The sequence below is a fragment of the Paraburkholderia caffeinilytica genome, assembly GCF_051027425.1.
Lineage (GTDB): Bacteria > Pseudomonadota > Gammaproteobacteria > Burkholderiales > Burkholderiaceae > Paraburkholderia > Paraburkholderia caffeinilytica_A.
The window spans coordinates 3,253,588-3,277,713 of record NZ_CP186552.1; the positions used below are offsets into that span (position 1 = coordinate 3,253,588).

16 protein-coding genes are annotated in these 24,126 nt (G+C 61.0%); 9 read left to right on the forward strand and 7 right to left on the reverse strand.

Going from position 1 to position 24,126, the window contains the following annotated elements; all coding sequences use genetic code 11:
• Window positions 1-1,407 precede the first annotated feature (1,407 nt).
• Both ACOSV0_RS14285 and galU read left to right on the forward strand, forming a co-directional pair.
• Window positions 1,408-4,287 carry a valine--tRNA ligase gene (locus ACOSV0_RS14285; RefSeq protein ID WP_434106815.1) on the forward strand — a complete coding sequence of 960 codons (2,880 nt, stop codon included), beginning with the start codon at window positions 1,408-1,410 and terminating at the stop codon, window positions 4,285-4,287.
• A 73-nt stretch (window positions 4,288-4,360) separates the two neighbouring features.
• The gene (gene galU, locus ACOSV0_RS14290) at window positions 4,361-5,242 is read left to right on the forward strand and encodes a UTP--glucose-1-phosphate uridylyltransferase GalU (RefSeq protein WP_012433783.1); all 882 of its coding nucleotides are present in this window, start codon (window positions 4,361-4,363) and stop codon (window positions 5,240-5,242) included.
• 210 nt (window positions 5,243-5,452) lie between these two features.
• Here the strand turns inward: galU and ACOSV0_RS14295 are convergent, their stop codons facing one another.
• The 4 genes from ACOSV0_RS14295 to ACOSV0_RS14310 form a co-directional block, all read right to left on the reverse strand.
• Window positions 5,453-5,680, reverse strand: a complete 228-nt coding sequence (locus ACOSV0_RS14295; RefSeq protein ID WP_025600552.1) for a sulfurtransferase TusA family protein — start codon at window positions 5,678-5,680, stop codon at window positions 5,453-5,455.
• Between the two features lie 1,473 nt (window positions 5,681-7,153).
• A complete protein-coding gene (locus ACOSV0_RS14300; RefSeq protein ID WP_434106816.1) occupies window positions 7,154-8,212 on the reverse strand; it encodes a Gfo/Idh/MocA family oxidoreductase in 1,059 nt (352 codons plus the stop codon).
• Window positions 8,212-9,228 (reverse strand): inositol 2-dehydrogenase, encoded by a 1,017-nt coding sequence (gene iolG, locus ACOSV0_RS14305; protein ID WP_434106817.1) that lies wholly within the window; start codon window positions 9,226-9,228, stop codon window positions 8,212-8,214. The genes ACOSV0_RS14300 and iolG overlap by 1 nt, the downstream gene beginning before the upstream one ends.
• Window positions 9,221-10,102: a MurR/RpiR family transcriptional regulator gene (locus ACOSV0_RS14310; RefSeq protein ID WP_434106818.1), complete on the reverse strand. Its 882-nt coding sequence runs from the start codon at window positions 10,100-10,102 to the stop codon at window positions 9,221-9,223. Before ACOSV0_RS14310 ends, iolG begins: the two co-directional genes overlap by 8 nt.
• Window positions 10,103-10,379: 277 nt before the next feature.
• Here ACOSV0_RS14310 and ACOSV0_RS14315 point away from each other — a divergent pair, with 277 nt between their 5' ends.
• The 7 genes from ACOSV0_RS14315 (at window position 10,380) to iolB (ending at window position 19,460) form a co-directional block, all read left to right on the forward strand.
• The gene (locus ACOSV0_RS14315) at window positions 10,380-11,426 is read left to right on the forward strand and encodes a sugar ABC transporter substrate-binding protein (RefSeq protein WP_434106819.1); all 1,047 of its coding nucleotides are present in this window, start codon (window positions 10,380-10,382) and stop codon (window positions 11,424-11,426) included.
• Between the two features lie 190 nt (window positions 11,427-11,616).
• Entirely contained in the window at window positions 11,617-12,792 is a 1,176-nt protein-coding gene (locus ACOSV0_RS14320) for an ABC transporter permease (RefSeq protein WP_434106820.1), read from the forward strand.
• Between the two features lie 13 nt (window positions 12,793-12,805).
• On the forward strand, window positions 12,806-13,630 hold the full coding sequence (locus ACOSV0_RS14325; RefSeq protein WP_434106821.1) for an ATP-binding cassette domain-containing protein: 825 nt from the start codon (window positions 12,806-12,808) through the stop codon (window positions 13,628-13,630).
• A gap of 65 nt (window positions 13,631-13,695) precedes the next feature.
• Window positions 13,696-15,756, forward strand: coding sequence for a bifunctional 5-dehydro-2-deoxygluconokinase/5-dehydro-2-deoxyphosphogluconate aldolase (locus tag ACOSV0_RS14330; protein ID WP_434106822.1), 2,061 nt, complete (start codon window positions 13,696-13,698; stop codon window positions 15,754-15,756).
• Window positions 15,753-17,726: a 3D-(3,5/4)-trihydroxycyclohexane-1,2-dione acylhydrolase (decyclizing) gene (gene iolD / locus ACOSV0_RS14335; protein WP_434106823.1), complete on the forward strand. Its 1,974-nt coding sequence runs from the start codon at window positions 15,753-15,755 to the stop codon at window positions 17,724-17,726. The genes ACOSV0_RS14330 and iolD overlap by 4 nt, the downstream gene beginning before the upstream one ends.
• A 10-nt stretch (window positions 17,727-17,736) precedes the next feature.
• On the forward strand, window positions 17,737-18,663 hold the full coding sequence (gene iolE, locus ACOSV0_RS14340) for a myo-inosose-2 dehydratase (protein ID WP_434106824.1): 927 nt from the start codon (window positions 17,737-17,739) through the stop codon (window positions 18,661-18,663).
• On the forward strand, window positions 18,660-19,460 hold the full coding sequence (gene iolB, locus ACOSV0_RS14345) for a 5-deoxy-glucuronate isomerase (protein WP_434106825.1): 801 nt from the start codon (window positions 18,660-18,662) through the stop codon (window positions 19,458-19,460). Before iolE ends, iolB begins: the two co-directional genes overlap by 4 nt.
• A gap of 970 nt (window positions 19,461-20,430) precedes the next feature.
• Here iolB and ACOSV0_RS14350 read toward each other — a convergent pair.
• The 3 genes from ACOSV0_RS14350 to ACOSV0_RS14360 all read right to left on the reverse strand — a co-directional run bounded on the left by ACOSV0_RS14350 (window position 20,431) and on the right by ACOSV0_RS14360 (window position 24,124).
• A complete protein-coding gene (locus ACOSV0_RS14350) occupies window positions 20,431-20,643 on the reverse strand; it encodes a hypothetical protein (RefSeq protein WP_434106826.1) in 213 nt (70 codons plus the stop codon).
• A gap of 3 nt (window positions 20,644-20,646) precedes the next feature.
• Window positions 20,647-23,010: a hypothetical protein gene (locus tag ACOSV0_RS14355; protein WP_434110288.1), complete on the reverse strand. Its 2,364-nt coding sequence runs from the start codon at window positions 23,008-23,010 to the stop codon at window positions 20,647-20,649.
• Between the two features lie 400 nt (window positions 23,011-23,410).
• Window positions 23,411-24,124 (reverse strand): ABC transporter ATP-binding protein, encoded by a 714-nt coding sequence (locus ACOSV0_RS14360; RefSeq protein WP_434106827.1) that lies wholly within the window; start codon window positions 24,122-24,124, stop codon window positions 23,411-23,413.
• Window positions 24,125-24,126 lie beyond the last annotated feature (2 nt).

The window sequence follows — 24,126 nt, forward strand, 5'->3', positions numbered from 1 at the left end:
CGCGGCGCTTTTTTCTGTACGCCTGCGGCGGGGGGCTTTTCTTGTGTTGTTTGCCTGCTCGGCGTTTATTGTCGGGTCGCCTGCGGTGTTGGCTTTTCCTTGATCTGGGTTTTTTGGGTTTTGGTTTTTGGCCTTCTCGGCGGTTTTTTCTTTATGCCTGTGGCGGGGAGCTTTTCTTGTGTTGTTTGTCTGCGCGACGCTTATTGTCTGGTCGCCTGTGGCGGTGGTCTTTCCTTGTCTGGTTGCCTACGGCGTTGGCTTTTCGTTGATCTGGATTCTTTGCGCTTTGGTTTTTGGTTCTTGGCCTTTCCTTGAATTGATATTGGTTTATTAGCGTCGCCCCTGTGCGGGGCAGGCACCTACTTTTCTTTGCCTGCTGCAAAGAAAAGTAGGCAAAAGAAAGCAGCTCACACCGCTAACTCTTAAGCGTGTCCCCCGCACAGTCACGGTAGTGGTGCATCTGGAATCCGTGCCCTCGCACACTCCGCGTTCGTGACAAGGCCGTCATGCTTCCGGCGGCGCTGCGCGCGCCGTGGCGGTCGTTCATCGAACCAGCCAGCGTTTTTACGCCCAGTGGTAATTCACGAAGTACCCTCTATCCAGAGCTCGCGGCACCTCAAAAGCAGTTTGCCGCGCCCGATGCCTGCGGCGCTTTACAAAACCACCACCGAAGCTCGTTGCCCGTGGTACATCACCGGGGTACCTCACCGCGGTACTTCATGCAGCCTGCTGTTTTTAGCGTCCAGGCTTTAGCGTCCAGGCGCGCTTCGCATGCTGCTGGCCATACCCGGCGTCGGTGGCCTTCCCAAAGCACCCAGGCGTCCTTGACGCTAATCGCCTGAGCGCCGGCGGCGGTTGCGGCCGAGGCAAAACCGATGGCCCCCACCACGCTCAACCGAAGTCCCGGGTTCCCGATGGACCCTTCCGGCGAGCACGTAGTGCGAGGCGGGAAGCATGACGGCCTTGTCACGAACGTTGAATGCGCGAGGGCACGGATTCCAGATGGACCACTACCGTGGCTGCGCGGGGGACCCGCTTATAAGCTGGCGGGGTGAGCTGCTTTCTTTTGCCTACTTTTCTTTGCAGCAGGCAAAGAAAAGTAGGTGCCTGCCCCGCACAGGGGCGACGCTAATAAACCAATAACAAAACAAGGAAAGGCCAAAGACCAGAGACCAGAGACCAAAAACCAAACAAGCCAGATCAAGGAAAGGCCAAAAAACCCAGATCCACCACAGGTGGCGAACACTAACAAACCAGTAAGAATTCAAAGAAAGACCACCGCCGCAGGCAAACAACAATAAGCCTCACGCAGACAACCAGATCAAGCAAAACCCACCCCCAAAGCCCCCCGCGCGCAGCGCCGCTTATAATCGAACATTCTTTGCATCCACCAGCAGACGGACAGAAATGAGCGAGACCCCGAGCGACCCAACCTCCACGCTTGCCAAAAGCTTCGAGCCCCATACCATCGAAGCCCATTGGGGCCCCGAATGGGAAAAGCGCGCCTACGCGGCGCCCTCCTTCGACGAGAACAGGAAAGACTTCTCGATCCAGTTGCCGCCGCCGAACGTCACGGGCACCCTGCACATGGGCCATGCCTTCAACCAGACGATCATGGACGGCCTCGCCCGCTATCACCGTATGCTCGGTGAAAACACCCTCTGGGTGCCGGGCACGGACCACGCGGGCATCGCCACGCAAATCGTCGTCGAACGGCAACTGGACGCCCAAGGCGTTTCGCGCCACGACCTCGGTCGCGAAAAATTCACCAAACGCGTCTGGGAATGGAAGCAGGAATCCGGCTCGACCATCACGAATCAGGTGCGCCGTCTGGGCGCGTCGATCGACTGGTCGCGCGAATATTTCACGATGGACGACAAAATGTCGACCGCCGTGCGCGACGTGTTCGTACGCCTGTATGAACAGGGTCTGATCTACCGCGGCAAACGCCTCGTGAACTGGGATCCGGTGCTGCTCACCGCCGTCTCCGATCTCGAAGTGGTCAGCGAAGAAGAAAACGGCCACCTCTGGCACATCCAGTATCCGCTCACGGACGGCTCGGGCCATCTGACGGTCGCCACCACGCGCCCGGAAACCATGCTCGGCGACACCGCCGTGATGGTCCATCCGGAAGACGAGCGCTATGCAAACCTGATCGGCAAAACGGTCACGCTGCCGCTCTCCGGCCGCGAAGTGCCGATCATCGCCGACGATTACGTCGACCGCGAATTCGGCACCGGCGTGGTCAAGGTCACGCCCGCGCACGATTTCAACGACTATCAGGTCGGCCTGCGCCACAAGCTGCCGATGATCGAGATCCTCACGCTCGACGCGAAGATCAACGACAACGCGCCGGAAAAATACCGCGGCCTCGACCGTTTCGAAGCCCGCAAGCACGTCGTGGCCGACCTCGAAGCGCTCGGCGCGCTCGAATCGGTCAAGCCGCACAAGCTGATGGTGCCGCGCGGCGACCGCACGGGCGTCGTGATCGAGCCGATGCTGACGGACCAATGGTTCGTCGCCATGAGCAAGCCGGCGCCGGAAGGCACCTTCAATCCGGGCAAATCGATCGCGGAAACGGCGTTGGACGTGGTCCGCAGCGGCGAAATCAAATTCGTGCCGGAAAACTGGTCCACCACGTATTACCAGTGGCTCGAGAACATCCAGGACTGGTGTATCTCGCGCCAACTCTGGTGGGGCCATCAGATCCCGGCGTGGTACGGCGAAAACGGCGAGATCTTCGTCGCTAAAACCGAAGAAGGCGCGCGCGAAAAGGCCGCAGAAGCCGGTTACACGGGCCCGCTCAAGCGCGATGAAGACGTGCTCGACACGTGGTTCTCGTCGGCGCTGGTGCCGTTCTCGTCGCTCGGCTGGCCTGCCGAGACGCCGGAGCTGAAGCACTTCATGCCCTCGTCGGTGCTGGTCACCGGTTTCGACATCATCTTCTTCTGGGTTGCGCGCATGGTCATGATGACCACGCACTTCACCGGCAAGGTGCCGTTCGACACCGTCTATGTGCACGGTCTCGTGCGCGACGCCGAAGGCCAGAAGATGTCGAAGAGCAAGGGCAATACGCTCGACCCGATCGATATCGTCGACGGCATCGAACTCGATGCGCTGGTGGCCAAGCGCACCACCGGCCTGATGAATCCGAAGCAGGCTGCGTCGATCGAAAAGAAAACCCGCAAGGAATTCCCGGACGGCATTCCGGCCTTCGGCACGGATGCGCTGCGCTTCACGATGGCGTCGATGGCCACGCTCGGCCGCAACGTCAACTTCGACCTGGCGCGCTGCGAAGGCTATCGCAACTTCTGCAACAAGCTGTGGAATGCCACCCGTTTCGTGCTGATGAACTGCGAAGGCCACGATTGCGGGTTCGGCAAGCCGGAGCAATGCGGCGAATGCGGCCCGGACGGCCACCTGAATTTCTCGGCGGCCGACCGCTGGATCGTCTCGCTCCTGCAGCGCGTGGAAGCGGAAGTCGCCAAGGGTTTCGCCGACTATCGTTTTGACAATGTGGCCAACGCCCTATACAAGTTCGTGTGGGACGAATACTGTGACTGGTATCTCGAACTCGCCAAGGTTCAGATCCAGACGGGTCAGCCGAACCAGCAGCGCGCAACGCGCCGCACGCTGCTGCGCGTGCTCGAGACGGTGTTGCGCCTCGCGCATCCGGTGATTCCGTTCATTACCGAAGCGCTGTGGCAAAAAGTAGCGCCATTGGCTGGACGTTACCCCGAAGGCAAAGCCGAGGGCGAAGCGTCCATCATGGTGCAGCCGTACCCGCTTGCGGAGCCGTCGAAGATCGACGAAGACGCGGAGCAATGGGCGGCCGACCTGAAAGCAGTGATCGATGCGTGCCGGAATCTGCGCGGCGAAATGAATCTGTCGCCGGCGGTGAAGGTGCCGTTGCTCGCTACCGGCAACGCGGAGCGCCTCGCCACGTTCGCTCCGTACGCTCAGGCATTGGCCCGTTTGTCGGAAGTGCAGATCATTGCCGACGAGGCAACCCTGGATGCGCAAGCGGATGGCGCGCCAATTGCTATCGTAGGGAATGACAAGCTCGTGCTGAAGGTGGAAATCGACGTTGCTGTGGAACGCGAGCGTCTGTCGAAGGAGATTGCGCGGCTTGCCAATGAAGTCATCAAATGCAATGCCAAATTGCAAAATGAAAGCTTTGTTGCAAAGGCGCCGCCGGCAGTCGTTGAGCAGGAGCAGAAAAGGCTGGCAGAATTCGAAACCACGATTGGCAAGCTGAACGCCCAGTTGGCTCGTTTGCCGGCCTGATCGATGTTCCGTGCCTACCCCGTCGTGGGCGGGCACGGATCAAAAGCTAAACCAGAGGATTCAGGGTAATCACATGCTAAAAGTTACAAAAGCGGTATTTCCGGTAGCAGGTCTTGGCACCCGGTTCCTCCCTGCCACGAAGGCCAGCCCGAAGGAAATGTTGCCGATCGTCGACAAGCCGTTGATTCAATACGCGGTGGAAGAGGCAATGGCGGCCGGCATCACCGAAATGATCTTCGTCACGGGCCGCAGCAAGCGCGCGATCGAGGACCATTTCGATAAGTCATACGAAATCGAGGCGGAACTCGAGGCGCGCGGCAAGGACAAGCTGCTGGAACTGGTGCGCAGCATCAAACCGAGCCATGTCGACTGCTTCTACGTGCGTCAACCGGAAGCGCTCGGTTTGGGCCACGCGGTGATGTGCGCGGAAAAACTGGTGGGCGACAACCCGTTCGCCGTCATCCTCGCAGACGACTTGCTGTACGGCACGCCGCCCGTCATGACGCAGATGATCGAAGTGTTCGACCACTATCACAGCTCGGTGATCGGCGTCGAAGAGATCCCGGCTCAGGAAACCAAGTCGTACGGTATTGTCGACGGCAAGGAGTGGGAAGACTCGATCATCAAGATGTCGGGCATCGTCGAAAAGCCGGAGCCGAGCGTGGCGCCGTCGAATCTCGGCGTGGTGGGCCGCTATGTGCTGAAGCCGCGGATCTTCGAACATCTGCGCGCGCTGAAGCCGGGCGCAGGCGGTGAGTTGCAGCTGACGGACGCAATTCAATCGTTGCTGGCCGATGAACAGGTGCTGGCGTACAAGTACCACGGCACGCGTTTCGACTGCGGCAGCAAGCTCGGTTACCTGAAGGCGACGGTTGAGTTCGCGCTGCGTCACCCGGAAGTGGCAGCCGATTTCGAAGAATATTTGCGTACCCGTTCGCCGGTGCTGGAAGGCTGAGCAACGGGACAGCCGCGCAGAAACCATTTGCGCTGTTAGCCTCTCGCAATAAGCATCAGAGTCAGATGTAAAAAAGGCGCTGTGCCCCGCAATCGCGGGCACAGCGCCTTTTGTTCTGGAACGCCCGAAGTGAGCTCGGGGGACCGCCGAGGCGGCGTACAAGCTCAGTGCGCGGTGTTCGTTCCGTGCGAGAGCTTCAGCGCACGTATTTCAGCGGCGCTTCATCAAAAACGTGAAAACCTTGTCGTGCGCCGAGCTTTCGACGATTTCGTTGCCGGTTTGCTTGGCGAATGCGGCGAAATCGCGCTGGGAGCCTGGATCGGTGGCGAGCACCTTGAGAATCTGGCCGCTTTCCATGTCGGCGAGCGCCTTCTTGGCGCGCAAAATGGGGAGCGGGCACATCAGGCCGCGCGCATCGACTTCCTTGTGAACCTGAATTTGCATCGACGATGACCTTCGGGATGGGGCGTCGTACGCGACGCCGGGGAGAAGTCAAATTCTACAGCAGGCGGGCGTTGGCCGCCGGGCCGGGGGCGGTTTTGGGGTTTTCTTCGTTTTTGGTTTTTTTCATTTTGGTTTTTTCTTGATCTGGATTCTTTGGGTTTTGGGTTTTGGCCTTCTCGGCGGTTTTTTCTTTATGCCTGTGGGTGGGGGCTTTTCTTGTGTTGTTTGTCTGCGCGACGCTTATTGTCTGGTCGCCTGTGGCGGTGGTCTTTCCTTGTCTGGTTGCCTACGGCGTTGGCCTTTCCTTGTCTGGTTGCCTACGGCGTTGGCCTTTCCTTGATCTGGATTCTTTACGCTTTGGTTTTTTGGTTCTTGGCCTTTCCTTGAATTCTTATTGGTTTATTAGCGTCGCCCCTGTGCGGGGCAGGCACCTACTTTTCTTTGCCTGCTGCAAAGAAAAGTAGGCAAAAGAAAGCAGCTCACACCGCTAATTCTTAAGCGGGTCCCCCGCGCAGTCACGGTAGTGGTCCATCTGGAATCCGTGCCCTCGCGCATTCGACGTTCGTGACAAGGCCGTCATACTTCCGGCGGCGCTGCGCGCGCCGTGGCGGCAGTTCCTCGAACCAGCCAGCGTTTTTGCGCCCAGTGGTAATTCACGAAGTGCCCCCTATCCGGAACCCGCGGCACCTCAAATTGCCGTTTGCCGCGCCCGATGCCTGCGGCACTTTACAAAACCACCACAGGAGCTCGTTGCCCGTGGTACCTCACCGTGGTACCTCACCGTGGTACCTCACCGCGGTACTTCACCGCGGTACTTCAAAATGCAGCTTGCTGTTTTTAGCGTCCAGGCGCGCTTCGCACGCTGCTGGCTATGCTCGACGTCGGTGGCCTTCCCAAAGCACCCAGGCGTCCTTGGCGCTAATCGCCTGAGCGCCAGCGGCGTTTGCGGCCGAGGCAAAACCAATGGCTCTCACCACGTTCAAACGAAGTCCCGGGTTCCCGATGGACCCTTCCGGCGAGCACGTAGTGCGAGGCGGGAAGCATGATGGCCTTGTCACCAGGGCTGAATGTGCGAGGGCACAGATTCCAGATGGACCACTACCGTGACTGTGCGGGGGACCCGCTTAAGAATTAGCGGTGTGAGCTGCTTTCTTTTGCCTACTTTTCTTTGCAGCAGGCAAAGAAAAGTAGGTGCCTGCCCCGCACAGGGGCGACGCTAATAAACCAATAAGAAAACAAGGAAAGGCCAAGAACCAAAAACCAAAGCCCAAAGAATCCAGATCAAGGAAAGGCCAACGCCGTAGGCAACCAGACAAGGAAAGACCAACACCGTAGGCGCACAACAATAAGCGTCGCGCAGACAAACAACACAAAAAAAGCCCCCCGCCACAGGCATAAAGAAAAAACCACCGCACAGGCAAACAACAAAAAGAAAAGCCACTGCCGCAGGCAACTAACATCCTCTGACTACAAAACAACAGCCTCCCCGCTCTGAAGCGACTCCCGCAGCGCCATGCCAATCCGCGTGGCTTCAAGCGCATCAGCCAACGTGGCCCCAGCCTGCGCGCCAGAGCCAGAGCCGACACCCGCCCCTACCCCACCCTGCACCGCCGCAACAAACGCCCGCGCTTCATACAAAAACGCCTCCTCAAACCGATCAAAAAAAGTCGGCGTACATTCATTGCGAATGCCATCCGCGTCATAAATCTCGACACGATTCGCACGAGGATTGTGCCCAATGGCAAGCGCACCCGCCGTGCCAATCACCTCGCTATGCGTGTCATTACCATGCGCCTGCGTGCGCGACGCATAGAACATCGCGAGCTTGCCGTCCTCGAATTCACAGATCGCCACACCGTTATCGACGTCGCCGAACTCCCGCAAACCCTCATGCAATGCAACCGCGCCCGCGGCAAAGACACGTTTAGCGCGCGGCTTACCGAGCAGCCACCGCGCGACGTCGATATCGTGCACGGTGCAATCCAGAAAAATGCCACCCGATGTTTCAGAGAAACGCACGAAGAAACCATCAACGTCATTCTTGTCAGTGGTTTGCGAGCGCACAAGGAAAGGCCTGCCGATCTTGCCTGCCTCGATCTTGTCAAACGCATCCTTGTAGCTCGGATCGAAACGCCTCATGAACCCGATGGTCGCCTGCAAATGCGGATAGCGCGCGGCCTCAGCCAATACGCGCTCACACTCTGCCAGATCCAGCGACAGCGGCTTCTCGCAGAACACGTGCTTACCGGCACGCAACGCGTCGATAATCTGCTGCGCGTGCAACGACGACGGCGTGACGAGCCACACCGCGTCCACGTCGCGATCGGCGAGCAGGTCTGCATAATCGGCGTAGAGACGCGGTTCGGGCAACGCCTCGCGCGCCCACGCCCGCTCCTCTTCCAGCGGACTGCAAGCGGCCACGAGCGATGCCCCCGGCACGCGATACGCCAGATTTTCCGCGTGCCGCTTGCCCAACCGCCCCAACCCGACCACACCCAAACGAAGCCGCCCAGTCGTCGCCTGCATCACAATGCCTCCCCGAGTTTCACGGCACGACCCTCGCGCCACGAGCGTGTCGCGGCGTCAGCGAGTTCGAGCGCTTTCAACCCATCTGCGACAGTGGTTCGCACCGGTTTGCCGTGCGTGACCGCATCGAAGAAATGCGCGATTTCCAATGCGTACGCCGCGCGATACCGTTCGAGGAAAAACGCCTCGGGCACGTCGCTCGACACTTCGGTTTTCGAATACGCAGTGACTTCGGTGGGCCGCACATTGCCCGCCTGCAGCATGCCGGTGCTGCCGAGCACTTCGAAACGCTGATCGTAACCATAGGCTGCACGCCGCGCGGTATTGATCTGGCACAGGCGGCCCTGTTTCGTGCGAATCGTCACCGCAGTCGAATCGATATCGCCGGCCTCGGCAATCGCCGGATCGGACAGGCAGCTGCCGGTGGCATGCAGCGTGTCGGCTTCGTCGTCGAGAATCCAGCGGAAGATGTCGAAGTCGTGAATCAGCATGTCTTTGAAAATACCGCCCGAGTGCTTGATGTACTCGACCGGCGGCGCGCCCGGATCGCGGCTTGTCACCACCAGCATTTCCGGCGTGCCGATTTCGCCCGCATCGATGCGCGCCTTCAACGCGGAAAAGGTCGGGTCGAAGCGGCGCTGAAAGCCGATCATGCAAACCACGCCCGCGCGCTCCACCGCTTCGGCACAGGCACGCGCACGTTCCAACGTCAGATCGACGGGCTTCTCGCAAAACACATGCTTCTTCTGCGCGGCCGATTTCATGATCAGATCCGCGTGCGTGTCCGTGCTCGAACAGATCACCGTCGCACCGATCGACGCATCACCCATCGCGCCATCGATATCCGCAACCTGCGCGCCGTGTTCTGCCGCGAGCGCCGCAGCCGCCTCGCGATTCACATCGACCACGTACTTGAGCCGCACGCCCGGTTGCCGTGCGAGATTCGCCGCGTGAATCTTGCCGATGCGTCCCGCGCCGAATACCGCTACGTCGATCGTCTTTACCGCCTCAGTCATCGTATCCTCCAGTCTCTTTGGATTCTTCTACGTTCAATTCGAGCTTGTACGCGAGCGCGATGAACAACGCCTGGCACAAACAGATCGTGCTGGTCAGCGAGCGGAACGCAAACGCGCTGCCCTCTTTCACATACAGTTGGGTGGTGGCGTAACGCGACAGCGGGGATAGTTGGCTATCCGTAATAACCAGCGTCTTCGCCTGATGGTGATGCGCCACGCGCAGGCAATACTGCGTTTCCTTGCCATACGGCGCGAAGCTGATCGCGATCACCACGTCGCTCTTCTTCACGCTGCGAATCTGTTCGCGGTACATGCCGCCGAAACCGGACACCAGATGCACACGCTTCGGCGTGTGCTGCAACGCGTAGACGATATAGCTCGCCACCGGAAACGAACGCCGCACGCCGATCACGTAGATGTTGTCGGCCTGCTGCAGCATCTTCACGGCGGCGTCGAACTGCTTGTCGTCGAGGCCGGCTTCGAGTTCTTCGAGACCGCCGCGCGAGGCCGCGATGAACTCGCGCGCCACGGAGCCGCCGGACAACGCGCCGGGCTTCTCGTCGATCAGCTTGCGAATCCGCTGCTGATAACTCGGCGAGGACGTGCCCTGCCCCGTATACGCCTGACGAAACACCGCCTGCAGATCGGAAAAGCCGGAAAAACCGAAACGCTGCGCAAAGCGCACCACGGCGGACGGATGCACGCCGCAACTCGCGGCGATATCGCTGGTGCGATCCACCATCACGCTCGAGCGATGCTGCTCGATATACGTCGCGACATTCTTCAATTGCCGCGGCAGCGCCTCGTAGTTTTCCGCGATGCGCTGCATCAATTCTTCGACGCTCGGCAATTCTTCTGTGCTCTCTTCCGCCATGGCTCTCTCTTCGTTGCTTTATTGCAGTGCAGAAGGCACTTCCAACGCCCGCTGCACAGCGTCCTGACGCTGCCGATTATAGGCAGGCACCTCGTCAAATGGAACGTATTTTCTATTTTTATTTGTCATGAAATTTTCATTGCAACGCTTCCGAAGATGGCCTAATCTTGGTCGTGAGCGATGGTGCATCGGCTGACGTCTGCCGCAACGCACGCAATCGGAAAGCCGCCCGCCAGACGCTCCCTTCAATAACGACAGACCGAGAAAGGTGGAGACAATGAGACTTTGCAAGGGCAAGGCTACGCTCAGAATTCTGGTGGCGGCATTGACGTTGGCGACGGGATTCGGTGCGGCGTCGGCCGCCCGCGCGGCTGACGCTCACTTCGTGCTGATCAGCCACGCGCCGGATTCGGATTCGTGGTGGAACACCATCAAGAACGCCATCAAACAGGCCGACGAAGATTTCAACGTCGAGACAGACTACCGTAACCCGCCGAACGGCGACATCGCCGATATGGCACGTCTGGTCGAACAGGCGGCCGCGCGCAACTACGACGGCGTGATCGTCTCGATCGCCGACTTCGACGTACTCAAGAGTTCGATCGCCAAGGTCACCGAGAAACACATCCCGCTCGTCACGATCAATTCCGGCACTGAGGAGCAAAGCGCGCAGCTCGGCGCGATCATGCACGTCGGCCAGCCTGAATATGCCGCCGGCAAGGCGGCGGGCCAAAAGGCGAAGGCAGCGGGCGTCAAGTCGTTCCTGTGCGTCAATCATTACGCGACCAACCCGGCTTCGTTCGAACGCTGCCGCGGCTTTGCCGAGGCAATCGGGGTCGACTTCAAGTCCTCCACGCTCGACGCCGGCCAGGACCCGACCGGTGTGCAATCGAAAGTGAGCGCGTATCTGCGCAATCACCCGAACACCCAGGCGGTGCTCACCCTCGGTCCGCTGTCGGCAGCGCCGACGATCAAGGCGCTGCAGCAGATGGGCCTCGCCGGCAAGATATGGTTCGCGACGTTCGACTTCGACAATGACATTGCGAAGGGCATCCAGGACGGCACGATCCAGTTCGCGATCGACCAGCAACCCTACCTGCAGGGCTATATCCCGGTCGCCGTACTGGCCATCGTGAAGAAGGAACACACCACAGATCCGGCGAAGATCCGCCAGATCCTGCAGGCCAATCCGAAGTTCCAGCAACGTCTCACCGCTTACGGCCTGCAGCCCGCCTATGGGCCGCGCAATATCGGTTCCGGTCCGGGCTTCATCACCAAGGCCAATATCGACAAGGTGGTCAAGTACGCCGGGCAGTATCGCTAACGCATTTCGCTGGAAGTACGGACACGGGAGAACCGTTCCGGCAGGTATGAAGTCAGTGGACGCGGCCGGCCGCAACCGGCCAGGCCGCCCCACGCCTGCGTTCACCACGTTTTACGTGCACTACGCGCCGTGTGGTCCGATGGCAGTCCTTTGATGACTGCGATCGCCGGGCGCATCAAGGAGAGCTTCAATGGGCGTAGCCAACCCCTTCCACCCTCATCCCCGCAAGCAGCCCCCTTCGAACACCGCGACGACGTCAACGCCCGGTGGTGCGCCCGCGGCGGCCGATGAACGCGTGCGCCAGGAATCGTGGTTCCGGCATCTGCTGAACCGTCCGGAATTCGCCGCCCTCGCCGGCACCGTGATGGTGTTCCTCGTGTTTGGGATTGCGGCCGGCAACTCCGGCATGTTCAACCTCGACGGCGTGATGAACTGGTCGCAAGTGGCCGCGTATCTCGGCCTGATCGCGGTCGGTGCGTGCCTGTTGATGATCGCCGGTGAATTCGATCTGTCGATCGGTTCGATGATCGGCTTCTCGGGCATGATGGTCGCGCTGCCCACCATGTACTTCCACTGGCCGATTGCGTTGTCGATCGTGTTCGCGTTCGCCGGATCGATGCTGCTCGGCGCACTCAACGGCTATCTGGTGATGCGCACACGGTTGCCGTCATTCATCGTGACGCTGGCGTTTCTGTTCATTCTGCGTGGGCTCACGCTGGCCCTGTCGGTCATGTTCGCCGACCGCACGATCATCTCCGGCGTGGGCGACGTCGCCGCGCATGACTGGTTCGCCCATACCTTGTTCCAAGGGGTCGCGTTCAAGGGCCTGTTCATCTGGCTCGGTCAGATTGGCGTCGTGAAGATGCTCGATAACGGCAACCCGCTCGTGCCGGGCATTCCGAAAGTCCTGCTCTGGTGGTTCGCGCTTGCCGCGGTCTGCGCGTTCACCCTTGCCAAGACCCGCTTCGGCAACTGGATTTTCGCGGTCGGCGGCGACGCCAACGCGGCGAAGAACGTCGGCGTGCCGGTGCGGCGCGTGAAGATCTCGCTGTTCGTCCTCACCGCGTTCTGCGCCTGCCTGTTCGCCGTGCTGCAAGTGTGCGACATCGGCTCGGCCGCGGCCGACCGCGGATTGCAGGCGGAATTCGAAGCCATCATCGCGGCGGTGATCGGCGGCACGCTGTTGACTGGCGGCTACGGCTCGGTGATCGGCGCCTGCTTCGGCGCACTGATCTTCGGCGTCGTGCAGATCGGCATCACCTACACCAATGTCGACTCCGACTGGTTCCGCGTGTTCCTCGGCGTGATGCTGCTGATCGCCGTGCTGTTCAATCACTACGTGCGCCGCCGCGTCGCGCAGTCGTAACGAGGAGACGACCATGTCCGATACAAATACCGTCAAAACCCCGGCTGAGCCGCAGGACGACGTGATCCTCGCGCTCGAAGACGTCAGCAAGTTTTTCGGCCAGGTCATCGCGCTGAGCGGCGTGACCTTGCGCCTGAAGCGCGGCGAAGTGCATTGCCTGCTCGGCGACAACGGCGCCGGCAAATCGACGCTGATCAAGACGTTGGCCGGTGTGCATCAACCCTCGTCCGGCCAGTATCTGGTCGACGGCAAGCCCGTGGTGTTCGAGTCGCCGAAAGACGCGCTCGATCTCGGCATCGCCACCGTTTATCAGGATCTGGCGCTGGTGCCCTTGCTCTCGGTCGCGCGCAATTTCTTCATGGGCCGCGAGCCGCAAAAGAAACTGTTCGGCTTTCTGAACGTGATGGACCTCGAAACCAGCGCCACCACCGCACGCGACAAACTCGCGGAAATGGGCATCAACGTGCGCGATCCGCATCAACCGATCGGCACGATGTCAGGCGGCGAGAAGCAATGCCTCGCGATTGCGCGGGCGATTCATTTCGGCGCGCGCGTGCTGATCCTCGACGAGCCGACCGCCGCGCTCGGCGTCAAGCAAAGCTTCAACGTGCTGAAGCTGATTCACACGGCGCGCGCGAAAGGCATCTCGGTGATCTTCATCACGCACAACGTGCATCACGCGTATCCGATCGGCGATTCGTTCACGCTGCTCAATCGCGGCAAATCGCTCGGCACGTTTACGAAGGACACCATCAGCAAGGACGAAGTACTCGACATGATGGCCGGCGGCGCCGAAATGCAGAAGATGATCGGCGAACTCGACGGCGCGACGATCTGATTCATTCGCGCGGGGTTCCGGCACGTGCCGTGCCGGTCGCCGCGTTCAGTTATTCAGGGATATTCATGAATCATTCCAGCACATCCAGCGCGGTCGCGAACGGCAACGGGCCCGCGTCCGCTTCAGCGGTGAGCGCCAGCCGTTTTTCACCGGAGCGCAGCCGCGACATCGTCTGCCTTGGCCGGCTTGCCGTCGATCTGTACGCGCAGCAGGTCGGCGCGCGACTCGAAGACGTGTCGAGCTTCGCGAAGTATCTCGGCGGTTCGTCGGCGAATATCGCGTTCGGTTGCGCCCGGCTTGGGCTTGCATCGGCAATGCTCGCGCGCGTCGGCAACGATCATATGGGCCGCTTTCTCACCGAGACCCTGACGAAGGAAGGTTGCGACGTCAGTCACGTACGCATCGATCAGGAACGTCTGACCGCCCTCGTTCTGCTTGGGTTGAAAGACCGCGATACGTTTCCGCTGATCTTCTATCGTGAGAACTGCGCGGATATGGCGGTGGACGAAGCGGATTTCGACGAGGCGTACATCGCATCGTCGAAAGCGCTGCTGATTACCGGCACGCACTTTTCGACCGAACAGGTGAACCGTACGAGCCGCCGCGCGCTCGATTACGCGCGTCGCAATAACGTGCGCACCGTGCTCGATATCGACTATCGCCCGGTGTTGTGGGGTCTCACGGGCAAGGCGGATGGCGAGACTCGCTTCGTTGCGAGCGAAGGCGTGACCGCGCATTTGCAGCGCATTCTGCCTCTGTTCGATCTGGTGATCGGCACCGAGGAAGAGTTTCGTATCGCCGGCGGCAAGACCGAACTCGTCGATGCACTCGCGATGGTGCGCGCCGTGACGCCGGCCACGCTGGTTCTGAAGCGCGGGCCGATGGGCTGTCAGATCATCGACGGCAAAGTGCCCGCAACGCTCGACGATGTGCCGATTCACGGCGGAGTCGAAGTGGAAGTGCTCAACGTGCTCGGCGCGGGCGATGCCTTCGCCTCGGGCTTTCTCTCCGGATGGCTGCGCGATCAACCGCTCGAAGCGTGCGCGCGCGCGGCGAATGCCAGCGGCGCGCTGGTCGTCTCGCGCCACGGCTGTGCGCCCGCGATGCCGACACCGACCGAACTCGACTACTTCCTGCGCGAAGCCAAGGCGGATCCGCAACGTATGCGCCGCCCCGACCGCGACGCGACGCTCGCGCGGCTGCATCGCGTCTCCCCTGCCCGCAAACAATGGGACGAAGTACTCGGCTTCGCCTTCGACCATCGCAACCAGTTCTTCGAACTCGCCCAGCAGACCGGCGCCGACGAAGCGCGCATCGCTCAACTGAAGGGTTTGTTCGTCGAAGCTGTCGCGCAGACGGAAACCGCCTTGGGGCTGCAAGGCCGCATCGGCATATTGAGCGACGACCGCTACGGTCAGGACGCCTTGAACGCCGCCACCGGCCGCGGCTGGTGGATCGGCCGGCCGGTTGAATTACCCGGGTCCGTCCCGCTCGTGTTCGACCACGGCCGCTCGATCGGCACCACGCTGATCGCATGGCCACAGGAACATATCGCCAAGTGCCTGGTGCAATTCCATCCCGACGAACCGGTCGAACAACGCCTCGAACAGGAAGCACAGTTGCGCGCGCTTTACGATGCGACGCAAGCGAGCGGCCACGAGTTGCTGCTTGAAGTGATTCCGCCGAAGCACGCGCATCTGCCGCAAGCGCCGGACACCGTCTATCGCGCGTTGAAGCGGCTGTACAACATCGGCATCTATCCGGAATGGTGGAAGCTCGAGCCGATGGACGCCGCTCAATGGCAAGCCGTCGACGCGCTGATTGCCGAGCGCGATCCGTATTGCAGGGGTGTGGTGCTGCTCGGGTTGTCGGCGGGTGTCGATCAATTGAACGAGGGATTTCGCGCGGCGGCGCAATCGGCGACATGCCGTGGCTTTACCGTGGGCCGCACGATCTTTCACGAACCGAGCCATGCATGGCTCGCCGGTGAGATCGACGACACCGAACTGATCGCACGGGTGCGCCGTACGTTCGAAACGTTGATCGCGTCGTGGCGTGCCACACGCGGCGCAACGAGCGCGCAGTCCGCCACGGCGCGTCATGCACATCAGGAGCAGGCGGCATGAACCAGCGCGTACTGCATCAATATGCGGCGTCCGCCAACGACGCCACCCAGGCACACGCGCCCTCCGGTGGCACCGTGCGCCTGACGACCGCCCAGGCGCTGGTTCGCTACCTCGCCGCACAGCGCGTGACGACCGAAGACGGCACCGGCACCGAGCCGCTTTTTGGCGGCGTGTTCGCAATCTTCGGGCACGGCAATGTGGCCGGAATGGGCGAAGCCTTGTATCAGCATCGTGAAACGTTGCCCACACTGCGCGCCCATAACGAACAGGCCATGGCGCACAGCGCGATCGCCTTTGCGAAGGCGCATTTCCGCCGCCGCATGATGGCCGTCACGACGTCGATCGGACCCGGTGCGACCAACCTGGTCACCGCGGCCGCGCTCGCGCATGTGAATCGCTTGCCGGTGCTGCTGTTACCCGGCGACGTGTTCGTCTCGCGCGCACCCGATCCGGTACTGCAGCAGGTTGAAGATTTCCATGACGGCGGCGTCTCCGCCAACGATGCGTTCAAGCCGGTGTCGCGCTATTTCGACCGCATCGTGCATCCGGCGCAGTTGCTCAATGCGTTGCCGCGCGCCTTGCGCGTGCTCACCGATGCCGCGTTGTGCGGCCCCGTCACGCTCGCATTGCCTCAGGACGTGCAAGCGCAAGCCTGGGATTACCCAGTCGACTTCTTTACGCCGCGCGTCGTCACGATTCATTCTCCGGCGCCGCGCGCCGAGGATATCGCCGCGGCGGTTGCCCATCTGCGCCGCGCAAAGCGTCCGTTGATTGTCGCGGGCGGCGGCGTGCTCTATGGGCGTGCAACCGATGCGTTGCACCGCTTCGCCACCACGCACGGTATTCCGGTTGCGGAAACGCAGGCAGGCAAAGGATCGATCGCATGGAACGATCCGCTGAACGCCGGCGCGTTGGGTGTAACCGGCTCGCCTGCCGCGAATGCGCTCGCACACGATGCAGACTGCGTGCTGGCAATCGGCACACGCTTGCAGGACTTCACCACCGGCTCGAACACGCTGTTCACGCAGGCCGACGTTATCGGCATCAACGCGAATCCCTTCGACGGTCTCAAGCATCGCGCGCTGGTGGTCGAAGCCGACGCGCGTCTTGCCCTGGATGCGCTCGCCGAACCGCTGCAAGGCTGGCACGCGGACCGCGCATGGACCACGCTCACGCACAAGCTTGCGGCGAGTTGGCGCGATAGCGTGAGCACGCTCACCCATGCGCCGCAACGCGACACGGTGCTGCCGTATGAAGGCGACGTGATCGGCGCCGTGCAGCGCTCGAGCGCGCGTTCCGCGACGGACGACATCGTCGTTTGCGCAGCGGGAACCTTGCCGGCCGAATTGCACAAGCTCTGGCGCGCGGGAAAACCCGGCGCGTATCACGTCGAATACGGCTACTCGTGCATGGGTTACGAAATCGCCGGCGGCCTCGGCGTCAAGCTCGCGCGGCCCGCGCGTGAAGTGATCGTGATGCTCGGCGACGGCAGCTATCTGATGATGAACAGCGAGATCGCGACATCGGTCATGATCGGCGCGAAGCTGATCGTGGTGGTGCTCGACAATCGCGGTTACGGCTGCATCAACCGCTTGCAGCAGGCTTGCGGCGGCGCACCGTTCAACAATCTGCTTGAAGACTGCGTGCAGGGTCCGCTCGGCGCACCCAAAATCGATTTCGCCGCTCATGCACGCTCGCTTGGCGCGCTGGCCGAGCATGTCGCGAACGTCGCTGAACTCGAGGACGCGCTGCATCGTGCGCGCGCGGCCGATCGCACTTACGTGATCAGTATCGACACCGACCCCGCCCGCACCACCGACGACGGTGGCTGGTGGTGGGAAGTCGCTGTGCCCGAAGTGTCGGCGCGCGACACCGTGCGTGCCGCTCGCGCGCAGTACGACGCACAACTCGCTGCACGCGCGGCACCCACCGACCCCAGCGATCGCTCCGGCCACATCGACAACGAATGAGGACGCCCGCATGACTGCTTTCGACGTACGTATCGGCATCAACCCCTTATCGTGGATGAACGACGACTTGCCTTCGCTGGGCGGCGAAACGCCGCTTGAAGTTGCGCTAACCGAAGGACGCCAGATCGGCTACCAGGGGTTCGAGCTCGGCAACAAATTTCCGCGCGAACCGCAGGCATTGAAAACGCTGCTCGCCCAATACGACCTGGCCTTGGTATCCGGCTGGTACTCCGGCCGACTCGCGCGGCGCAGCGTGGAAGAGGAAATCGCCTCGGTCGGCCCGCATCTCGAACTGCTCGCGCAGAACGGCGCGACTGCGATGGTCTATGGCGAAGTCGCCGATTCGATTCAGGGCGCGCCGCAACCGCTGTACCAACGCCCGCGTTTTTTCAGCGAGGCGCAGTGGGCCGCGTACGCGGCGCGTGTCGATGAATTCGCGCGCTATACGCTAAGCCGCGGCGTGCGGCTGGCGTACCATCATCACATGGGCGCGTATGTCGAAACGCCGGCTGATGTCGATCAACTCATGTCACGCACGAGCGACGCCGTCGGCCTGCTATTCGACGCCGGGCACATCACGTTTGCCGGTGGCGATCCACTCGCGGTGCTGGACAAACATATCGATCGCGTATGTCACGTCCACTGCAAGGACGTTCGACCCGCGGTCATGAAATTGGCGCGCAATCGCAACTGGAGTTTCCTCGACGCCGTGATCGCCGGTGCCTTCACGGTCCCGGGCGATGGCGCGGTAAACTTCCCGGCGATCATCGATCGATTAAAGCGGCATGACTATCGCGGTTGGCTGGTGGTTGAAGCGGAACAGGACCCGGTGGTGGCGCCATCATATGAGTATGCGCAGAAAGGATTCCGGACGTTGCGAGCGCTGGTCGATGCGCCACTCGACGCCGGTGGCGGAACTGAGCAGGAGGCAGCATGAGTCTGTTGGTGAAGGCGCAGCGCGAGGGCCAGACAATCGCGCGGGTGACGCCTGAGTCGGCGTGCTGGCGGTATGTGGGATTTGCTGCGTACCGGCTAAGCGCGAGCGAAGTCGTCCATGTGTTCGAGCCGGCTCGCGAGGTGTGTATCGTCGTACTCACGGGCGCGGTGGATATTGAAACTGCCGATGCAAAATGGAGTTCGCTGGGTTCGCGCGATAGCGTGTTCGAGGATTCCGCGCCCTATGCGGTGTATTTGCCGCCGGGCGTTCGCGTGACGGTTCGCGCGTGCCGCGATGCGGAGATTGGCGTGGCGAGTGCGCCTGCCAAGGGTGCCTATCCGGCGAGGCTGATCGAGCCTTCCACGATGAAGCGCTCCACGCGTGGCAAAGGTCTGAATACGCGATACGTATGCGATATTCTTCCGCAGACTGAGCTTGCGGAGTCTTTGCTGGTGGTTGAGGTTCGCACGCCTGGCGGGCATGCTTCGAGCTATCCGCCGCATAAGCACGATACCGATAATGTGCCACATGAGAGTTCGCTCGAAGAGACTTACTATCATCGGCTCGATCCGCCGCAAGGGTTTGCTTTTCAGCGCGTGTATACCGATATGCGCGATATCGATGAGTCGATGGCGGTTGAGAATCACGACGTCGTGATGGTGCCGCGTGGGTATCATCCTGTTGTTGTTCCCTATGGGTATGATTCTTATTATTTGAATGTGATGGCGGGAGGGCAGCGCCTTTGGCATTTTCGCAATGATCCTGCGCATGAGTGGATTATTGATAAGGATAGTTGAGGTTTTTTTTCCTGCGGAGCGGGGGGTGGGTGGTTGGTTGCCTGCGGCAGTGGCTTTTTCTTTTTGTTGTTTGCCTGTGCGGCGCTTATTGTCTGGTCGCCTGCGGCGGTGGCCTTTCCTTGTCTGGTTGCCTACGGCGTTGGCCTTTCCTTGCATTCTTATTGGTTTATTAGCGTCGCCCCTGTGCGGGGCAGGCACCTACTTTTCTTTGCCTGCTGCAAAGAAAAGTAGGCAAAAGAAAGCAGCTCACCCCGCTAACTCTTAAGCGGGTCCCCCGCACAGTCACGGTAGTGGTCCATCTGGAATCCGTGCCCGCGCACATTCAACGTTCGTGACAAGGCCGTCATGCTTCCCGCCTCGCACTACGTGCTCGCCGGAAGGGTCCATCGGGAACCCGGGACTTCGGTTGAGCGTGGTGAGGGCCATCGGTTTTGCCTCGGCCGCAAACGTCGCTGGCGCTCAGGCGATTAGCGCCAAGGACGCCTGGGTGCTTTGGGAAGACCACCGACGTCGAGCATGGCCAGCAGCATGCGAAGCGCGCCCGGACGCTAAAGCCTGGACGCTAAAAACAGCAGGCTGCATTTTGAAGTACCGCGGTGAAGTACCCCGGTGAGGTACCACGGGCAACGAGCTTCGGTGGTGGTTTTGTAAAGCGCCGCAGGCATCGGGCGCGGCAAACTGCTTTTGAGGTGCCGCGAGCTCTGGATAGAGGGCACTTCGTGAATTACCACTGGGCGTAAAAACGCTGGCTGGTTCGATGAACGACCGCCACGGCGCGCGCAGCGCCGCCGGAAGTATGACGGCCTTGTCACGAACGTCGAATGTGCGAGGGCACGGATTCCAGATGCACCACTACTGTGGCTGTGCGGGGGACCCGCTTATAAGCTGGCGGGGTAAGCTGCTTTCTTTTGCCTACTTTTCTTTGCAGCAGGCAAAGAAAAGTAGGTGCCTGCCCCGCACAGGGGCGACGCTAATAAACCAATAACAATTCAAGGAAAGGCCAAGAACCAAAAACCAAAGCCCAAAGAATCCAGATCAACGAAAAGCCAACGCCGTAGGCAACCAGACAAGGAAAGGCCACCGCCACAGGCAACCAGACAACAAACACCGAACAGGCAAACAACAAAAGAAAAAACCACTGCCACAGGCATACAAAAAAAAGCGCCGCACAGGCAAAACCCACCCGCTATTTCCTAGCGGCCAAATCAACCTCTAATCCCCCATCCTCCCCCATCCTCACAGTCCCTCGCGCAACATCCCTCCGATACCCATAAAGGTCAAACCTCATCACCCCAGGATTAGAACTATCCTTAATAAAAGTCCTGGCATTCGTGACCAACGAATTAAACATCTTCACATCCCCAGACTCGATCCAGACAAAACTCTTCCCAGCGCCGGCAGGCGGCCTCGCAGCAGCAACAGAACTATCGCGTTTGAACTTCAACACCAAGCCTTCATCAGTCACCGTGGCGCTCGCCAGCCGCCCCTGCAAAACCGGCGGCGGAAACACCGTGTATTGATCGAACACCAACTCGTTACCCTTCAATGCAACGCCCTTGCGCGTAAAAGGTGTCAACGACGCCAACGGAACATCCAGCGCCCGCAACAACCCCGCCTGCGGCACGCCCAGCACCTTCACCGAAGTCGGTTCATACACAAGGTGCCGCTCGTCCCGGGCCACGATCGTGCCGTTCATCGTCGTGGGCAACCATACGCCAGGAAAGTGATTCCATAACTTGATCCCGCCCGTCACCTCCAACTTTCCATCCACCGGCTTCAACTGCAAATCGTTCAATGAACGCGGCTCGTAGTCGAGCAGATAATCGTTGAACAACGCCGCCATCGCAGGCCACGGCTCCACCACCTCGCCGCCGATGATGCGAATGTCGTACTGGTCCGGATCGTCGAGATCGACAGGTTGACCCGGTGTCTTCGGCACCATCTGCGCATCCAGCGAACGCACATGAAAACCAATTCGACCCGATACGTAGAAGTCGACATTCTCGACGTGAATCAACGGTGCGGGCCCCGACGAGTGCCGCTCGTCGCTGATTGCGGAGCCCGGCGTCGCCATGCGACGAGCGGAAAACGCCGCGCGCGTGCCGACCGGAATCGCGCGTGCAACCGATGCGGTCCGCAAAGTCGGCGGCACGTGCTGCCACACAAGACGCGCCTGCGCGAGCGACGCCTGCTGCGCGCGAATGAAGCTGTCGTTAAAGCGTGCGCTCGCGCTGCCCATCTGCATCGGCGTGTCTTTCGCAGCGCTGGCTAGCGTCGGATATGACGGTAAGTGCACGTCGAGCGCACCGGCTTCGTCGAAGGTGAAATAGCCGGCCGCCATCTGGTCGCGGTAGTGATAAAGATCGAGCACGAACGGTGCGTTCGTATCGAGCGGGGTTAGCGCCATGTCGATGTTCATCGGCATCGAACGCATGAATTTCACGTCGCCGCCCTGCACCAGCATGCCGCGCGGCGGCATCGTCGCGGGCCAGTCGATTTTCGGCACCGTGTGATCGTCGAGCGTGAAGCGCACACCTGCCGCACTGGTGTCGATCTGCGTGATGGTCATGTGCAACGCGGGCGGCGGCGTCAGTTTGGCCACCTGCATCACGACGTCGTCGCCGTCGAGACGCGCAATCGGCGTGTCCACCTTCAACAGGTCGGCCATCTTTACGTGCGCGGCCTGCATCAACTTGTCCGCGCCGACGCCGGCCACTTCGACGTGATCGGAATGGAACACGAGATCGTCGGCGTTGCGCATCGACAGCGAACCGGTCAGCACGATCGGCACCCACGTGTCGCGATGCATCTCGCCCGTAATACGCAAGGTGCCGCCGTCTTGCGGCACGACACGCATATTGCGCAACGGCGAGCCCTGGTACTGGAACAGATAGCGATTGAAAATCGCGGTGAGTTTGGCGCTGTCGAGCGTGACGTCGCCGCGGTGAACGTTGATCGTCACGCTGGTCGGATCGTCGAACACGATCGGCTGACCGGCGCGCGCCGGGGTCAGCGTGGCCGCCATGTCGTGAATCATGAAGCCGATGTCGCCGGTCACACGAAAGTCGACGTCGCGCGCGAACATCAACGACCCGTCGATGCCGGAATCGCGCAGCGTCAACGGACGGCTGCGTTTCTCGGTCATCCCGCTCGCAGACGGTACACGTCCGGCGACGCGCTGCTCGGCAGCAAGCTGTTTGGCCTTGGCGAGCTCGAGCGCGGGACGCGATTCGGAGGCGGGCTGCGCGGCGTTCGCAACGGCAGCGCCGGTGGACGCGGTAACGACGCTGTTCGCGGCGTTGGCGTTGGCGTTGGCGTTGAGTCCCGCATCCGTTTGAGATTTTGCCGTCAACGGGCTGTCGTTGTTGCTCACCGTGTTCGCTACCGCGCTCGTTTGCGTCGGCGGTGAGGATGCGGCATCGGCGGTCGTGGAACTTGCGTCGGCGCACGCGGACATCAGCAGCGCCGCCGTCACCAGAGCGGCACCGGCGCCGGCGCGTGTGCGCCACGTTTCGCCGAGTTGCGCTCGCACGGTCCGGCGCGACAACATCCTTTGAAGCGGTCGCTGCGTGGGTTCCGCCTGCACGCGATCGGCCGATTTTTCGCGCAATGCGCCTGTCTGTTTCATGATGTCTCCTCCTGAAGCCGCGGCGCATCTTTCGTACGTCCGGCACGGCATGGTCTGTCGCACATACGTCGGCTTTAAACACCGTGCCGCCGTTGCGCGCCTTTGACCTGATTGTCTGTATTTGTCGGCGCGCTGCCGACAAGATTTCTGGAGGACGCTCACCAAACGATCAAGCGTTTGAATCGCTACTGCAAGTTACGGGAAAGCCCCACGCACCGGGCTTAAGCGGTCTATGCACAAACGGAATTCAAACAGCATCCTGAACGTGATTTCGACGCGGAGCGAGGGATGCGTACATCACGCAGTACCTGCCGCACCCCGGCTAACCCACACCGAGCCATTCCTGCACCACGTCCGGGCGCTTCGAAAACGACGCCAGCGCGCCGTCGAAGACAATTTCGCCATGGCCCATCACCGCGACCCTGCTGGCAATGTCTCGCGCAATCACGAGCCGCTGTTCGATCAGCAGCATCGCCACGCCACGATCACGCAGCATCTCCAGACATTGCGTGACGTGCCGCATCACCTGGCTGGCCAGGCCCTCGCCGGGTTCATCGATAACCAGCAGGTCGGGGTCGCCGAGCAACGCACGGGCAAGCGTCAGCATCTGCTGCTCGCCGCCCGATAACGCGCCGGCGCGTGTGCGCTTTCTTTCGCGCAGGATGGGGAACAGTTCGTAGGCGTCGTCGAAGGCAAAGCGCGGTGTGCGCTCGCGAGCGCGCGGCGCCACACCGAGTTGAAGGTTCTCGTGGACGCTCAGGGTCGGAAAGACATCGCGATGTTCAGGCACGTAACCGAGCCCCAGGCGAGCGATCTCGAACGGGCGAAGGCTGTCGATTGCACGACCGGCAAAACGCAACTCACCCTCGCGGCGCACGAGGCCCATGATCGCGCGTGCCAGCGTCGAGCGTCCTGAGCCGTTGCGTCCGACCAGCGCGACAACTTCACCTGCTTCGATCTGCAACGTGACGCCGTGCAGCGCCTGGCTTGCGCCGTACCAGGCGTTCAGTTGTCGAATGTCGAGCAAGGCCGTCATGG

Coding starts and splice junctions, on each gene's coding strand:
- ACOSV0_RS14285 (WP_434106815.1), top strand. CDS start 1,408: ATGAGCGAGACCCCGAGCGACCCAACCTCCACGCTTGCCAAAAGCTTC.
- galU (WP_012433783.1), top strand. CDS start 4,361: ATGCTAAAAGTTACAAAAGCGGTATTTCCGGTAGCAGGTCTTGGCACC.
- ACOSV0_RS14300 (WP_434106816.1), bottom strand. CDS start 8,212: ATGCAGGCGACGACTGGGCGGCTTCGTTTGGGTGTGGTCGGGTTGGGG.
- iolG (WP_434106817.1), bottom strand. CDS start 9,228: ATGACTGAGGCGGTAAAGACGATCGACGTAGCGGTATTCGGCGCGGGA.
- ACOSV0_RS14310 (WP_434106818.1), bottom strand. CDS start 10,102: ATGGCGGAAGAGAGCACAGAAGAATTGCCGAGCGTCGAAGAATTGATG.
- ACOSV0_RS14315 (WP_434106819.1), top strand. CDS start 10,380: ATGAGACTTTGCAAGGGCAAGGCTACGCTCAGAATTCTGGTGGCGGCA.
- ACOSV0_RS14320 (WP_434106820.1), top strand. CDS start 11,617: ATGGGCGTAGCCAACCCCTTCCACCCTCATCCCCGCAAGCAGCCCCCT.
- ACOSV0_RS14325 (WP_434106821.1), top strand. CDS start 12,806: ATGTCCGATACAAATACCGTCAAAACCCCGGCTGAGCCGCAGGACGAC.
- ACOSV0_RS14330 (WP_434106822.1), top strand. CDS start 13,696: ATGAATCATTCCAGCACATCCAGCGCGGTCGCGAACGGCAACGGGCCC.
- iolD (WP_434106823.1), top strand. CDS start 15,753: ATGAACCAGCGCGTACTGCATCAATATGCGGCGTCCGCCAACGACGCC.
- iolE (WP_434106824.1), top strand. CDS start 17,737: ATGACTGCTTTCGACGTACGTATCGGCATCAACCCCTTATCGTGGATG.
- iolB (WP_434106825.1), top strand. CDS start 18,660: ATGAGTCTGTTGGTGAAGGCGCAGCGCGAGGGCCAGACAATCGCGCGG.
- ACOSV0_RS14355 (WP_434110288.1), bottom strand. CDS start 23,010: ATGTTGTCGCGCCGGACCGTGCGAGCGCAACTCGGCGAAACGTGGCGC.
- ACOSV0_RS14360 (WP_434106827.1), bottom strand. CDS start 24,124: ATGACGGCCTTGCTCGACATTCGACAACTGAACGCCTGGTACGGCGCA.